Annotated in this window: 10 protein-coding genes, 1 tRNA gene and 2 pseudogenes; 5 read left to right on the forward strand and 8 right to left on the reverse strand. The window is 33.7% G+C overall.

The annotated features are described in order from the left end of the window. Positions 1 to 681 precede the first annotated feature (681 nt). Together OM967_RS05180 and priA are read right to left on the reverse strand one after the other, a co-directional pair. Positions 682 to 1,473: an ankyrin repeat domain-containing protein gene (locus OM967_RS05180; protein ID WP_250120192.1), complete on the reverse strand. Its 792-nt coding sequence runs from the start codon at positions 1,471 to 1,473 to the stop codon at positions 682 to 684. A gap of 112 nt (positions 1,474 to 1,585) precedes the next feature. Further along, the gene (gene priA / locus OM967_RS05185) at positions 1,586 to 4,090 is read right to left on the reverse strand and encodes a replication restart helicase PriA (protein ID WP_211907542.1); all 2,505 of its coding nucleotides are present in this window, start codon (positions 4,088 to 4,090) and stop codon (positions 1,586 to 1,588) included. Between the two features lie 98 nt (positions 4,091 to 4,188). On the opposite strand from priA, the gene OM967_RS05190 reads away from it, so the two are divergent. From OM967_RS05190 to OM967_RS08250, 3 genes and pseudogenes are all read left to right on the forward strand, one after another. After that, positions 4,189 to 5,166 (forward strand): hypothetical protein, encoded by a 978-nt coding sequence (locus OM967_RS05190; RefSeq protein ID WP_250120191.1) that lies wholly within the window; start codon positions 4,189 to 4,191, stop codon positions 5,164 to 5,166. Between the two features lie 9 nt (positions 5,167 to 5,175). After that, a pseudogene (locus tag OM967_RS05200) lies at positions 5,176 to 8,649 on the forward strand (ankyrin repeat domain-containing protein). A gap of 396 nt (positions 8,650 to 9,045) precedes the next feature. Then, a pseudogene (locus tag OM967_RS08250) lies at positions 9,046 to 9,966 on the forward strand (IS5 family transposase). Between the two features lie 208 nt (positions 9,967 to 10,174). Here OM967_RS08250 and OM967_RS05215 read toward each other — a convergent pair. From OM967_RS05215 to OM967_RS05240, 6 genes are all read right to left on the reverse strand, one after another. Beyond that, positions 10,175 to 10,726: a 5-formyltetrahydrofolate cyclo-ligase gene (locus OM967_RS05215; protein ID WP_264337745.1), complete on the reverse strand. Its 552-nt coding sequence runs from the start codon at positions 10,724 to 10,726 to the stop codon at positions 10,175 to 10,177. Then, positions 10,710 to 11,339 carry a ferredoxin reductase domain-containing protein gene (locus OM967_RS05220; RefSeq protein WP_211907546.1) on the reverse strand — a complete coding sequence of 210 codons (630 nt, stop codon included), beginning with the start codon at positions 11,337 to 11,339 and terminating at the stop codon, positions 10,710 to 10,712. Before OM967_RS05220 ends, OM967_RS05215 begins: the two co-directional genes overlap by 17 nt. Positions 11,340 to 11,380: 41 nt before the next feature. Further along, positions 11,381 to 12,508: a SurA N-terminal domain-containing protein gene (locus tag OM967_RS05225; RefSeq protein WP_250120189.1), complete on the reverse strand. Its 1,128-nt coding sequence runs from the start codon at positions 12,506 to 12,508 to the stop codon at positions 11,381 to 11,383. Between the two features lie 118 nt (positions 12,509 to 12,626). Then, positions 12,627 to 12,717, reverse strand: a tRNA-Ser gene (locus tag OM967_RS05230). Between the two features lie 631 nt (positions 12,718 to 13,348). Then, on the reverse strand, positions 13,349 to 13,804 hold the full coding sequence (locus OM967_RS05235; protein WP_250120188.1) for a hypothetical protein: 456 nt from the start codon (positions 13,802 to 13,804) through the stop codon (positions 13,349 to 13,351). 122 nt (positions 13,805 to 13,926) lie between these two features. After that, positions 13,927 to 14,370, reverse strand: coding sequence for a hypothetical protein (locus OM967_RS05240; RefSeq protein WP_246433105.1), 444 nt, complete (start codon positions 14,368 to 14,370; stop codon positions 13,927 to 13,929). 134 nt (positions 14,371 to 14,504) lie between these two features. Between OM967_RS05240 and elbB the strand changes: the two genes are divergently transcribed. Both elbB and OM967_RS05250 read left to right on the forward strand, forming a co-directional pair. Then, a complete protein-coding gene (gene elbB, locus OM967_RS05245; protein WP_211908742.1) occupies positions 14,505 to 15,203 on the forward strand; it encodes an isoprenoid biosynthesis glyoxalase ElbB in 699 nt (232 codons plus the stop codon). Positions 15,204 to 15,340: 137 nt separating this feature from the next. Continuing rightward, complete coding sequence (locus tag OM967_RS05250; protein WP_211907548.1) at positions 15,341 to 15,649, forward strand: hypothetical protein; 309 nt, start codon at positions 15,341 to 15,343, stop codon at positions 15,647 to 15,649. Positions 15,650 to 15,655 lie beyond the last annotated feature (6 nt).

Genomic DNA, 15,655 nt, shown 5'->3' on the forward strand with positions numbered 1-15,655 from the left:
TTCTTTTTTGTCATCCCAGCTACCAGAATGATGTCATCCCAGTGCCTAGACACTGGGATCCAGTTAAATTTATGAGTATAAAAGTAATCAACGTTTCTGATGATTATGAAAAAGCTGGATGCCAGTGTCAAGCACTGGCATGACACCATCTGCTACTCGTTCCACTTCATCGTCCTAAAGCCCTTCCCTGTCATGCCAGTGCCAAATGACACCATTTGTTCTTATGTTTTTGTCTATCTTATTTTACCACTCTGCTGAACGGATACAAAAAATTACTTCCGCATGTTTTTAATCTCATTATAATTACGATTAGAGATATTTATTGAGCTCAAAAATCTATCTCCGTCTGCAGACTTTTTAATTAAACTCATTAAAAATGTAGCGTATATTCTTCAGTGTATACTTAATTTCTGTCATATGTGCACTGCATTTTTTCTAATCTTTTTTACAGGGGGATTTTATGTCCAGAATTCCAGATATTTGACCTTTACTTTAGCTAATAAAAACCAACTGGTACCTGCGGTTTTTATAGCTACGTTTTCTCAAATAAGTTTTAAATGAATAGATTTCTTGCATAATCAGATGTCATCCCAGTGCTTGACACTGGGATCCAATAAGAAAAATGCGCTGGAACTTTCGAATTCCAGTTATGCAAGAAATCTAATGTTAAAAAACTCACAGTTATCCTAGTACTGCTTTATTATCTGCAGTCTTTTCAGGTTTGACGGAATGTAATTGAGAACCAATAGCAACAACTCCTTCTATCAATTTAGCCTGTTTATAGTCCTGACTTAAGAAATATATAGCTACTCCAATTGCTATTCCAGCAACAAGAGCAGATACTGCGAGTGTGCATAATATAATAGTCATTGAAGGGACTAAAGCACCACCAACACCGAGTCCAATGCCAAGAAAAACGCCAGGTATAATGCCAATCAAACTATTACATCTAGCACTTTCTTTTTTCGATTGAGCTTGGTCTTGCATACATTTAATGAGTGCTTCTCTTGTATTTCCTTGAGCTAAATCTAATGGCATCTTGTCTTCTTGATTCCTTATCAAAGGATTTGCACCATATGTCAAAAGGGCTTCTATTGCTTCAGTGTTATTACTTATAACAGCTTGGTGTAATAATGTATTTCTATTTTTATCTTTATCTCGAAAATTGATCAATTTGTAGAAATACTGAGGATTAACAGATCTATTCACCGCTTCATCTAAAATCTTCATCACGTTTTTAAATGACAATATCTCTTCTTTCTTAGACCTTGTACTATCGTATACAATGCAGTGTTGCAAAATAAGATACACCATCTCTTTTCTTATATCTACAATATCCTTTATAAATGAAGCTGATTTAAATAACTCCTTGTCAATAGTTATTTCGATATTTTTATTAAGGAATTCCTGCAATTCTCTAATTTTTTCGTTATGCTTTATCCCTTTCCTACAGATGATTTCAAGTAAAGTCACATTATCTACCTATTCTTATTATACTAATAATAAATTCTAATAAAAGTCAAATTTTTTATTAAAAAGTTAATATAATTAATTCTGTGAATGTCAAATAAATTCCGTAATTTTGTTAAAAAAAACTCACAGGGTCAACATCTATTGTTATTGCAATGTTTGAACTCAAGTTACAGCAATGTTTCAGCTTTTTCTTTATGAATAGACTATGTTTACTATGTATCTTTAGTAACACTCTATAACGATATTTATTGTTTAAAAAATTTATTGCTGCTGGTGATGGGCCAAAAATTTCGAGTTCTTCTTTTCTAGTCACGCACTGGAATGACAACGCAGAAGGAATAGTAGCTGAACATTGATCATGCAAAAAGCTTGTTATCTCACTTGCTGCTTTCTGCGTTGCAAATTGATCCTTACTGCAAACTATAAGCGCTATTAGTCTACTAAATGGGGGCATTTTAGCTTTGCGTCTTGACTCAAGTTCAACTTCATAAAACAAATCCCTTTTTTGCTGCTGCAATGCTTTTATTATCAAACTTTCAGGATTATTAGTTTGCACTATTACCGTTCCTTTTTCGTTGAACCTCCCAGATCTACCCGCAACTTGATGCAATAATTGATACGTCTTTTCTGCTGCCCTAAGATCAGAATTTTCAAGTCCTAAATCTGCATTTATCACTCCAACTAAAGTTAATTTAGGGAAATTATGTCCTTTCGCAATCACTTGTGTACCGATTATAATATTCACCTCTTCCTTGAGCACTGAGTCAATGACGCTACCAAGCGACTTCTGATCGCTGCTGATAATTGCAGTTTTTGCATTTGGTATTAATTTCACTATTTCTTCAACTAACCTTTCAATTCCCACACCATAAAGAAGCAATGACTGCTCACTTTGACAATTGGAGCATTTTTCTGGAAGTTTTGATTGATAAGAACAATGGTGACACAAAAGGACGTTCTTTTTCTTGTGGTAAGTAAGCCATATAGTGCAATTTGAGCAGGAAATTTTGTATCCACACTTTTTACAAACTGCAAGTTGTGCGTATCCTCTGCGATTTAGAAAGAGCATAACTTGCTGTTTTTTCTCTATGGTTTGTTTTATTCCTTCGAAAAGTTCATTGGAAATCCATTGCTTATTATTTACTACTTTTATTTGTGGCAACTCTGCACCACCGAATCGTTTAGTCAATTTTACATGATTGTAATTCCCTTTTTTAACATGATAAATTGTTTCAAGTAGCGGAGTGGCGGATGATAAAATAATCGGAATATTTTCGAGCTTGGCTAAGATAATGGCCATATCTCGAGCATTATATATAATCCCCTGTTCTTGTTTAAAGGATGAGTCATGCTCTTCATCGACGATAATTAATTTTAGGTTTTTATAAGGCAAAAAAAGCGCTGACCGTGCCCCGATAATGATCTGTGCACTTCCATTTGCAATACTGAGCCAATTATTTCTGCGAGCTTTTGGAGTAAGTCCTGAATGCCACTCAGCTATATTTCCAGATGTCTGACTGCGAACGCGATTTACCAATTGTGAAGTTAGGACAATTTCAGGCAAGAGGATTAGCACTTGTGCATTAACCTCTTCTGGTGTCATTCCAGTGTGTAACCTTTTGGTGTTTGAACATTTGCAGGTAGTTTTAGTAGTAGATGATGTCATTCCAGTGCTTGACACTGGAATCCAGTCTTTATCGTACAACTGCTTAGTGTACTGATTTGAAATTAAGTTTTCTGGATCCCAGTGTCGGGGCACTGGCTTTTTGGTAAAAATTACTCTTATATTGTAACATTCGTCTAGTTGTGTATTGAACGCTGGAATGACATAACGTTTATTTTTGAAAGTAAATTGCATAGCAAATGGTGTCATTCCAGTACGTGGTAAAAGCAGTATGCTAAATGTTACAGAGGGTTTTGCCTTAAATGCAAAGGTGTCATTCCAGTGCTTGACACTGGAATCCAGGAATTTTGATTCTAAGTTGGGTATTGGTCTTAAATTAAAATAAATATTTGTGATGAGATTATATGAAAAACTGGATCCCAGTGTATGAGCACTGGGATGACACCTTACTCGTAGACCCAAATCACAATGTTCGTAAATACTATGATTCTTAATCAACTGTGCAATTACAGAGAGATAAACTTCCGTTTTTCCAGACCCGGTTTCACCGTCAAGTAAAGTTACTGAATACTCATTCAAATTACTTATTATTTTATCTCGAGCTGCTTGCTGCTCAGGGTTTAATTGGTAATCTATTTCACTTATTTCCTGCTTTTGCTTAGTGCAAACTAGTTTATCTATTTGATTTACCTTTAACACTCCTCCCATTATCACTTTGGCAAGCATACCGATAGGTATTACATTATACTGTGCAACCCACTCTGCAAATTCGATCAGTTTTGGTCTGATGCTCGGCAAATCGACCTTTTGTTCAATAAATTTTAATTCTCGATCGCTTTTGCTACTTTCTCTCCAAACTGTTCCAATCAAACGCTTTCTGCCAAACGGCACCACTACGTAATCTCCAATTGAAACTTCAGTATCTTCCTCAACTGCATATGAAAATAGCTGATCAATTGGAAGTGGCAGTAATACGTCAACTGTTCTTGTCATAAGTTAGCGCTGTTTTTAGATACATAAAGAAGCCTTAATGCTTTTTTCATAGTACACAATTTATAATCATAAATATTGAAAATGTGAGGAAATTCTGTATGTTTAGCGATAAAATAGTCCTAGACTTTGAAATAGAAAAAGGTGACCGAATAGATCGCTGTTACTTTTCTACACGCATCAAACTTACAGATAAGAGCAAAAATTTTCTATGTGAAAAGCTTGGTAGACTTAACAATTTAGATGATTACTTTAATCTTAATCCTGAAAATTTTTACATTTATTATAACAAATATAGTGGTCACTATGGTATAAATGAGCTATACGTCAGAGATGATAATGGTAGATATTTAGCTACTAAACTTCCACTTGATCAGAGCGGATTTTCGATAGAGTTATCATTCGACGAGGTGAATTATGGTTTTTATCCTCTGTATGCAATCTATAATCCCACTCAATATGACAAAAAGCAGGAAAAGAGCTTTGAAGATAATGGTGAATTGCAGCCGTTTGTGTCAAGTGTATTGGATTACTTTCTAAATGGCTTAACCATTCAAGATATGTTTTTGCAAATACAAAATGAGCTTGTTGAAAAAGAAACAAAATTAGAAGAAGACAGAAGAAAAGCAGAGGAAGAATTAAATCAAAAGAATGAAAAGTTAAGAGAACTCATAGAAAATGATGAGATTAAAGTACTTAAAGTAATAAAAGGCCATAGTATTGAGAATGGACGTTCAACAGCAATTCTACAGCTTAATGGTGATCTTGATGCAAGTAAATACTACATAGCAGAGTATGAAAGCAATGAATACTTACATTGCACGAGCTCTGGTTATGACATACTGCTTGACCAGAGCGATTTATTTTTTGTCCTGAATAGCAGCTCTTATCTTGAACTTGAAAGCGGGTTCTACTCAATCCCTGAATTTAATTCTAGAAGCTATGCTAAATATCTCAATACTAAGAATCGGCTTTTCAGCGATGATCAACTATCTCAGCAGTTGTGCAAAAGCAAGTTAAAGGCTGAATCTACAGTTAACGCATTTTTCTCAAGACTTATTTATAGTGAAAATTTTTAAGAGGTGAATATGAAATTTAAAACAAATTCTGGATATGATAAATCACAAACTTTGATTAAAAAATTATTTCCAAATAAAGAAAGTATAGTAATAAACGATCAGCTTACAATAGAAGTAAAATATGGGGGATGAGCTAGTTATACCCCTGAGTATATAAAACAAACTGTAAAAGATGCTTATGGAGCCTGGTCTGATAATTTCTATTCACAAAAAAGCGTTCATTCTGGTCCAGTAAAATTGCAGCTTTATGTGCTGAAAAATTACGATGATTACAAAGCTCACATCAAGGAACTTTCAGGTGGTAAGGACCATAGAGAATTATGGGGTGGTGGAACAGTAAGAGCACACGAAGCTGACGGCACGATAGCAAAGACCTTTATTGTTGGAGATGTAAATGGCTTACTTTGTGCAAAATCTAAAATTTTAATGGAAAAAATGAGCGATGCATTTCTTGAGTACTCTACCGGTAATATGGATACAGTACCTGAAGTTTTACGTACCGGTATGAAGCTTTTCATGTGGAGCTACGATGCAGCTAAAAAAGAAAGCACTCGCGATATGCATTATACAAAAGAAGCATACAATAAAATGCATGAATCTGGGCATGATACACCATATAAAATAGCAAGTATGTCTAACGACTATAGAATATCAGATTGCTTAGTGACATTCCTACAAGAAAAACATCCTCAATTCATAAAGCAATTGCTCACTGAGATGTCCTTCGATAGAGTAGAAGCGATATCAAAATTCAAGCATCTTTTGAATAACTCAGAAGTTGAAAAAGAATTTAAGCAGTGGATGGATGTAAAAAGTGGCGATAAAATTGTGGCAGATCTTGTGCCAGATAGTGAAGTTATGACTTTCGGCGAACACAAGCTTCAAATAAATATAAAATATGATGATGAGGAATTAACTCAGAGCAAATTGAGTAGTGTAAAAAATGCCATCGAGAGTACTATAAAAGATTTTGATTCAGCATTTGGCATTAATAATTCTCAGCCTTGGCACAACATACCAAATAAAGTTAATGTTTTCGTATTTAATACAAAGAGTGACTACGAAAATTATCTTAAGGAGTTGAACGTTAACTATAAAGGCGCTTCTGGCTTAACAGTTCAAGGGCGTGGCTCAGAAATTCATGTTTATTTTTATCTACAAGACCAATTTGATGACTCGTGTAAAACTTTGAAACACGAATTGGGACACGCCTTAACTATCATTAATTCCTATTATGGTACAGGTGATGTCTTATCTAAGGCTATGCATGAAGGGGTTGCTAACTATATGGCAAGTTTAGAAGATGGTCGGCATGTCAATGACCACGGAGATAAAGAGGCCTTGATTGCAATAAAGAATAAAGGTCTCAAACCAGATGAAATATTGCGCAATAATATTTGGAGTAATAAAGGGGAACATTATCATTCGGATGCTGAACAAGTGATCAAATTTCTTGAAGATAAACACCCAGATATGATTGATAATTTGCTCAAGAGCCTTTCTAAATCTGGTGCAAATAGGTCTCAAGGTAATAAATTATTTGAGGATTTTTTGACTGAGCTAAAAGGTTATACTCAGGAATTTAAACAGTGGGTCAAAGCTGAGCTGAGTGGTGAACAACATATGGAATATAATGTTGTTGAATCTAACAGTGTTGAAAGTTCAACAAGCCAACAAAGTGCAGGCAAGGGTCTATATGGTTATAGCCCAGTACATAATGTAAGTGGTGATAAAACCAAGATAGAATCTAAATCAAGTGTCAGTAGAGAAGATTCTATGCAACCTGCTAAAAAAGCGAGTGAAGACGAACAAGGAAAAGCTGTTACAACAAAAGTTATGAAGTATAATAAACAGCATTTCTTAAAGGTGAATATTGATGACAATAATGTAGAAAATACTATAGGAAAAGTAAACGAGATAAATAAGGTAACAGGTGCGACTAGTTTACATTTTGCTGCTTCATTGGGAGATTTAAGCAAAGTAGCAACGCTACTAAAACACAATTCATATATTGATACAAGAGACTATAATGGACAAACGCCACTACATTATGCTATTCAGTCAGGAAATACGGAAGTAGCAAAATATCTTATTGATCATGGAGCAAATCTTAATGTTCATGACAATTATTATCAGAAAACTAATACTAAATATGTGTATTATAAGACACCTTTACACTATGCTATTGAGTCTGGAAATATAGAGATAGCTAAATACTTAATAGATCGTGGTGCAAATCCTAATATTCAAGATGCTTATTCCAAAACGCCATTATACAGTGCTATTTATTCAGGTAATACAGAAATAGTGAAGTATCTATTAGATCATAACGCAGATCCTAATAGTAAAAGTTATTATACTTTTCCGTTACTTGCTGCTATTAAGCTAGGGAATGCGGAAATAGTTAAGAGTTTAATTGAGCATGGCGCAGATCTTGGTATCAAAAACACGTCAGCTCAAACACTGCTGCACTATGCAATTGAGCTAAAACATACGGAAATTGCTAAATACTTAATAGATCGTGGTATAGATGTTGATACCCGTGATATTAGCTCTGGTAAATCTCCACTACATTTTGCCATGCACATGAAAAATATGGAAGTAGTTAAATATCTCATAGAGCATAATGCGGATATTGATATTCAGGATAGCTACGGCTTAACACCTTTGCATCTTGCTGTTGATCTTGGGAATAAGAAGATTATAGAGCAGTTAGTTGAAAAAGGTGCGAATATTAATGCTCAGGATAATGATGGTTGGACACCTTTAGTTCATGCAGTGAGGCATGGAAAGTTAGATACAATAGAATATCTAATAAAAAACAAAGCTGACGTTGACGTTGTAGGTAAAGATGGCAGGACACTTGTTGAACATGCTGAGTTATGGGCAGAAGAGAAAGGACTAGCAAGAGATGTAATAGATAGCAAAGGCGATAATGATTCTTATTATCGTGAGCTTTCAAAAGAAGCTGCAACTTGGGAAAAAGCTGGAAAGGATATGCTTAGCTATCTCAAAAAAATTATTATGCAAGAAGAAGAATCTAACGATATAGACCAAATGCCAGCAGATCAACCTGCGAGTGAAGAAAGGAGTAAAAGATCGATAAGAGGAGACGAAGAGAAGCAAGAGGAAACAATTGTTATAGATAATGTGAAAGAAGAATCACAGCATCCTTTAAAAATCAAAGTGGGTGAGGCTGTTGAAATAGGGAAATATAAGGTAGAACTGCAAGTTACGTATGATGATGTAAGAAATTTTTATGACACTATACGTGGTAAATATCATGATGGTAGTGGATACAATTATGAGCAAGTAATGGTTTTGTACAATGAAATTGTTAGGCCAGCATCAAAGCATCATGATGAACCATTTACTCTTGCTGAGTCCTATATTGCAGATGGGCATCTATTTATTAAAAATCAAGATTTTGGAATTTTGAATGATTTTAATGAGATGTTCTATAAAAGTGATGAGTTTATGTAACATAAAAGGTGGATGAGAATTAATTGATATAAGGAATTAGATCTTCTATTTTCATTCCAGCGTTTCCTTTTCCTGTCATCCTAGTGCCCCGACACTGGGATCCAGTGTTCATATAATCTCATCACAAACGTTTATTTTAATTTAAGACCAATACCTAATTTAGAATCAAAATTCCTGGATTCCAGTATCAAGTACTGGAATGACATCATCTACTATGCAACTTACTTTCAAAAATAAATGTTCCAGTGTTTTCCTCTCCTCTCATCCCAGTGTTTCCTTCTCTTGTCATCCCAGTGCGTGACACTGGGATGGCTTTGTTGCATAGCAACTGAAAAAATCTGGTGGCTACTGACAAAATTCATTATAAAACAGCCATTTAACTGTTGAAGAAAAAATATGCCACAGAAAATGAAAATCAGTAACCAAAACGAATATAACAAATTCCTTGAAAAAAGGGGGAATATTTTTCGTTACATCGATGAAGCTATCGAAAATTGGTATGAAAATAGTCCAAAAATGCAGGGCGGTAACTATATTTATAGTGATAAAGTTGTGATTTTGGTGCATATAATCGTTAATCTTTTTAGAATTGGCTTAAGACAAACGGTAGGGTTTGTAAAAGGATATCTGCAACAAATAGGAAAAAATTTGGCAGTTATCAGCTATTCACAAGCATCAAAAAAAACTTAATATTAAGATAAATGATTGCAGGATTGATAAAAGCAACATGGAAAATATTGAAATTATCATAGATAGTACAAATTTACAGTAACACTCCTGGCCACAGTAAGGAAAACAGTGCAGATAGAAAGTACCGAAGCTACGAGCAAGTAAGAAAGTTACATGTTAAGTGTGAATAGTAAAAAAGCTATAGCTGCAAGATACAGTAATGGCGTCTACTCTGACCACTATGGAGCTTGCTTGAAGAAGTTAATTTTCAGCACAAAATAAAAGCATTATATGCAGATAGGGCATACGATAGGCAAAAACTTTATAAATTGTGTAAGAAATACGATATAAAGACAAAAGTTCTACCAAAAAAGGATGCAGCAGAACATTCAAAAATAGATTATATGTCTGACAGAAATGCTGCTATTAGGTTAATAAAATTATATGGACAAGATGGTGTAAAAGAGTGGAAAAAGGAAGCAATTTATGGAAAAAGATCTTACATAGAAGGATTTTTCTCAAGGTTGAAGCAAGTATTTGTTTAGGAATAAATCTGAAGTAAACCGTGAAAAAGAATTACTAATTAAGTGCTATTTGCTCAACAAATTCACTGGTATTGGTATGGCTAAATTTGAAATCATTACATAAATTTGTCGTAAACCATCACTGCTTAAGGTGCTATGCAACAAAGCCCACTGGAATCCAGTCCTTTCGCACAAAAAACGTTGTAAAGTGTTTACCAACTTAGTTGGATCCCAGTGTCAGCTACTCTGATGACAAGAAGGGAAGTACAGGTTTCAATATTTGCATGCATCTGAACAGATAAGCAATTACTATCAGAAAGAGGGAGACTATGCTACTCCTTTCTATCCGCCTTCTTGAGCAATTCACTTTCAAATCTAACACATATCTCAGTGATTATAATATCCAATTTTTGATCATGTTTTTCTACAGGTAAATTTTTACAATATTGCTTCTCATAGGCTACACCTATAAATATTTTTCCAAGTGGCCGTAATTTTTTTATCATTTCATCATACCAACCACCGCCAAAACCTAACCTATTAAAATGATCATCAAAAGCAATAACAGGAGTAATGATTGTATCGGAGATTATATCTTCATCTGCTTTATTCCATTCTTCGAATTTTAATAACTTGTTTTTATTAGGGACTGCTACTTTATAATCTAAATCGAGTAAATGATGCATCAAAGGCACAACATTAATTTCCCCGTCTATTGGAATGTAAGCTGCTATTGTTTTACCTTTAACGCAACTTAAGTTTTTGTTAAAGAGATTAACAAGAGAATTTGCTGCATAACTAGAATAACTTTCATCAACATCTTTTCTTATGGTTCTATATTGCTTCCTTAGTTCCTCTTTGTGCTGTTTAGTGTCTTTGAACATGTTCTATCCATTTTGCAGTGAGCTTTTCTTGTAAACTATTTTGCTTCAAGCGCTCACTTAAAAAATCAAAGTCAACAAGCTCCATATCCTGGTCTTGATTACTGCAACTATAAACAAAACTTATTTCTCCTGTTTCCTTATTTATGTGTTGCTGAATACATTGAGCGCAGATTTCTTTCATCATGCACTGCATAGGAGAGTTAACTGATGATATTGCTATGTGTTTTGGTTTCAGATATGGCTTTAAAATTGTTTTTCTAGCTTCATTTATAGCTTTCATCATTTTAGCAGAACCAATAGTGATGATTTTATCTATAGTGTTTAAACTAATAGTAATTTTACCTAACTTTCCTTGCTGATATGAGATTATTGCATCAACTATATTACCATGAAAGGATTTATCCTGTTCTCTGCTTGTTTCTATCAATCCTTCTTCACATGCCCAAATTACTGCACTTGATGCACGTTCTATCAGTGCTCGTTTAAATACATCACTTAATTTTTTATAGCCAGCGAAATATAAAACCTTATGATTGTTTTCAAGACATGCCTTTCCTATCGAAAATAATACTGCATTTCCAACTCCGCCACCAATCAGCATTATATTCTTCATAAACTTTTTATAGAGTAAAAAACGAAAAATATTCTCTAGCTTCAATTAAATCGATAACTAACAGCTGCATTTTTACGCATATTATCCAATAACAGGTTGCTTTGTATAATAATCTTTTGTTGATACATTTCCTGTTTGATTGCTTCTATATTCACTGGATTACTCTTGATATCACATAACATCATTAGCTTTGCAGTGCTATTTTCTCTTAATTCTACTATTTCATTCGTACTTGTTTTACTAAATAAAATCTGTAAATCAGGATTTAAATCTCGCATTTTTATTTTAAATTCTTTTGCGCTTGGCAATTTGAAATCGTCTGCTAATTTGTCAAAATTTAGACAATTGACCTTTTGCTCCTTAAAATTAGAGAGTAAATTTTCTGAATCTTTAACCACAACTTGTTTTACTTTTAAAATACTTTCCAGCAGTGTATGATCGAGCTGTACCTTATCTATGACTTTTATAACAGAGTAACCTTCGCTTAAACTAATCGGACCTGCTGCGTCATTGATTTCTAATCTTTCCAAAACGTCCTTGAGAGTACCTTTTAGCTGACTTAAATTAACGGTTGCTTTGCGCATCTTTATTGAAGATTCTGGATTATTACTGGTACGTAATTTTTTTACTAAATCTTCAGCCATTTTTTGATCAGGAATTACAAATTCCTGAAACGTAATAAGGTAATCAGGCTTCTCTTTTTGTTTTCTTATGTCATCCACTTCTTTATCGCTTATATTGATAAGCGATACAATTCCTACTTCAATAATCTTGTTCCACAGCAGCTGACACTTTACTTGTTTTTTTAGGTTATTGAGATCCATATTATGCTTTTTTACGTATTCATCAACTTCATCAGCCTCAAGTTTTAAACTTTGAGTTAAGAATAACGTGACAGCATTATTTAACTCCTCGTTACTCAATTCTATATTCATCTTCTGTGCTTCGCTGACAATGATAATTTCGTCTATTAACTGTTTTAGAATTTGAGATTTTACCTCTTTTTGATTAATCTTCTGAGTGCCAAGCAATGAATTTATGAGGTTGATACGTCTTTCGATATCTAAATTTGAAATTGGCTCACCATTTACATCTGCAACAATTTCAATCTCAGTTGCAAGTAACCTAAGCGGCAGCATTATTAATATCAAAATTAGTATTTTATGCATATAAAATTATTTAGCTAATAACTAATTCTATAATAAATACTGAATAAACGCTAGCTAACTTTTTTATAATTAAAAAAGAGGGTGAAATTACTGTAATGAATACCTAAACAATAATATACGGAAGGAGAGGGATTCGAACCCTCGATACGACTTTTCAATCGTATAACGGTTTAGCAAACCGCCGCCTTCAGCCGCTCGGCCACCCTTCCAAGTTTAGAACTTAATATTATATAATATCAAGACCTTTACTGCCTGTCTAATGCTTTTAATTGCAATATTTGTATCTGTTCAGATGCATGCAAATATTGAAACCTGTACTTCCCTTCTTGTCATCAGAGTAGCTGACACTGGGATCCAACTAAGTTGGTAAACACTTTACAACGTTTTTTGCACAAAAGGACTGGATTCTAGCGTAACGCGCTAGAATGACATCAACTTTTGAATTCCAGTTATGCAAGAAATCTATTCATTTAAAACTTGTTTGAGAAACGTAGCTATAAAAACCGCAGGTACCAGTTGGTTTTTATTAGCTAAAGTAAAGGTCAAATATCTGGAATTCTGGACATAAAATCCCCCTGTAAAAAAGATTAGAAAAAAATGCAGCGCACATATGACAGAAATTAAGTATACACTGAAGAGGATACGCTACATTTTTTTATGAGTTTAATAAAAAAGGTCTGCAGACAAAGATAGATTTTTGAGCTCTAAAAATATCTATAATTGTTATTATAATCAGATTTAAAATATGCGGAAGTAATTTTTTGTGTCCGCTTAGCAGGGTGGCAAAATAAGATAGACAGATACATTTTTACATCAAAACGCTCCCCAAATGCATCAATTCTATTTTGTAATGTTGTTTCCATCAACTTGTTCAGAATTTGACTCCTTCACTTTAGAACTTGGCTTCATTTCTTTAGCTTTATTATTCACCTCTTGTATAAAATCTTCTACTGTTTTGCTATCTGCAGTAATTGCATCTTTTAATTTGTCTATAGAATCCTCAAGTGCTTTCTCATCACTCTCATGAGTACTGAGGCCCTTTTCCAGAAGTCTACTCATATCATCTTTTGAAAAATTTTGAATGGTTCGATCTTTTACTAATTTCTTTATTGCCATTAATTGCTCTTTGTTTCGAAGCATTTCTATTATTTTTACTTTATTATCAAGAATTGTTCTTTCTTCTTCATTAGCTTTAAGACCCTGTTTTGTCAAATTGCTTATTAACTTTCCAAAATTATTCTCTCTTGCTTGAATCGTAGGTAATTTATCGATCACATCTTTCACAAAACTTTTCACTGCTTTTCCCGATTCAACTATACCCTGGACTGCTTTACTGGTACCCTTACCTACGCTTTCTTTTATCTCACTTCTATTCTGATATATAGCATAACCAATAGCAACTATAGCAACAAATCCTACTATGCTGCTCCTCCAATTATTAATGCACCAGCCACTCCTCCTATTGCCAATGTACCTGCTAGTGCACCTGTCAATGTTGTAAATGCTGCTCCACTTATCAATCCTTGAGCTAACAGTTGATTGCCTAAAGTTTCAAGCTCTTTCTTCATGCCTTTTACTTTATTTCCTTGTTCCAAAAATTCTTTTGATTCAACTTTGTTTTTCTCAAAATTCTCCAATATAAGACCTATTACACTCCCCAAAATATCTTTATTTTCTATCAGAAATTTAGACATACTATCGATATCTGATTCGTCAAAAATTTCACTTTTTCTTTCAAAGCTACGTAGTCTTAACAGAACTTGCAATTCTTGTAACAAATCTTTTTTTCCACTAATATATTTTACTACATTTTCAATTAACTCATCCGAATTGGTTGGATTTGCTGTACCACTTTGTAGCATATTCAATTCCCATCAATTATAAATATGCCTAATTATATATACTAATTATATTATAATTGACATAAAATAATTACTCCTTTCCAAATATGGAATTTGTATTACAATACCTAGATTATATGAAATCAAGGTATTTTATGGGTGAGAAAAAATTAAGAGCCGCTGTGGTTTTATCAGGATGCGGCCACCTCGACGGCACAGAAGTGAGAGAAGCAGTCTTAACTCTGCTTGTGTTTGATCAGCAGGAAGTTGAAGTCACGTGCTTTGCTCCTGATGTTGATATCACACAAGTTATGAATCACAAAACAAAAGAAGCAGTAAAAGAAAAAAGGAATGTACTTGTAGAATCAGCAAGAATTGCAAGAGGTGAGATAAATGATTTAAGAGAAGCTAAAGCTGAAAATTTTGACATGCTAGTCGTACCTGGTGGATATGGAGTTGCGAAAAATTTATCTGACTTAGCTGAAAATAAAACAGTAATGCCTGAGTTTGAAAGATTAGTCTCAGAGTTCTTTGTTGCAAAAAAGCCAATAGGAACTATATGTATATCTCCAGCCATTATTGTTTTAATTTTAAGTAGCAAGATAGGTAAAGAAGAAAGTAAGATTAAGGTAACTATAGGAGACGACAAAGACCAGTTGATAGAAAAGCTCGGCGGCGAACATATAACATGCGATACAAAGCTATCAATAGAAGACGAAAAGCATAATATATTTTCCTGCTCTGCTTATATGCGTAGTGACGAAAGTACACACTCTGTATATCAAGGAATAAAACACATGATTGACAGTATGGTGAAAAAAATTAATAAAAAAACCAAACAACCATTTCTCTAAAGTGTAGTTTCTTATACAATTAATTATGTTATACTTCCAGTTGCATTATTGTTGTAGCCAAAGTAATCTGTAATTGCTTATTAACGATAAGTTATATTTAGTATGCAAGTTTAGTTCTTTTTTTTATAGATATAAATATGTCAGACCTTTTTTATATTGAAAGTGAGTGTTGTGTAGATGGTCAGTGTGATACTTATGCAGGAGAAGTGAGTATTAATGATGTCATGTTGGGCAAGTTTAGTCTAAATTCATACAGTGGGAAAAAAGCTATAATAAATCTAGACATCGTTACATTCGATATCCATATTGCCATGGATGACCAAGATGGAAGGACAATAACAAGAGACCTCAAGGGTCCTGAATTTGTAATTAAAGATGACGGTTCCTGGTATATTAATAAGAATCTTGGTAATGATAAATTTAAAATTATAGTAAAGCAGTCATGATATGAA

Origin of the sequence: Wolbachia endosymbiont (group B) of Dolichovespula media (genome assembly GCF_947179505.1) — a bacterium.
Taxonomy (GTDB): Bacteria; Pseudomonadota; Alphaproteobacteria; order Rickettsiales; family Anaplasmataceae; genus Wolbachia.

Excerpts from the sequence above, each read along its gene's own strand:
- OM967_RS05240 (WP_246433105.1), bottom strand. The coding sequence starts at position 14,370 with ATGCTACAAAGTGGTACAGCAAATCCAACCAATTCGGATGAGTTAATT.
- OM967_RS05215 (WP_264337745.1), bottom strand. The coding sequence starts at position 10,726 with ATGTTCAAAGACACTAAACAGCACAAAGAGGAACTAAGGAAGCAATAT.
- elbB (WP_211908742.1), top strand. The coding sequence starts at position 14,505 with ATGGGTGAGAAAAAATTAAGAGCCGCTGTGGTTTTATCAGGATGCGGC.
- OM967_RS05225 (WP_250120189.1), bottom strand. The coding sequence starts at position 12,508 with ATGCATAAAATACTAATTTTGATATTAATAATGCTGCCGCTTAGGTTA.
- priA (WP_211907542.1), bottom strand. The coding sequence starts at position 4,090 with ATGACAAGAACAGTTGACGTATTACTGCCACTTCCAATTGATCAGCTA.
- OM967_RS05190 (WP_250120191.1), top strand. The coding sequence starts at position 4,189 with ATGTTTAGCGATAAAATAGTCCTAGACTTTGAAATAGAAAAAGGTGAC.
- OM967_RS05220 (WP_211907546.1), bottom strand. The coding sequence starts at position 11,339 with ATGAAGAATATAATGCTGATTGGTGGCGGAGTTGGAAATGCAGTATTA.
- OM967_RS05250 (WP_211907548.1), top strand. The coding sequence starts at position 15,341 with ATGTCAGACCTTTTTTATATTGAAAGTGAGTGTTGTGTAGATGGTCAG.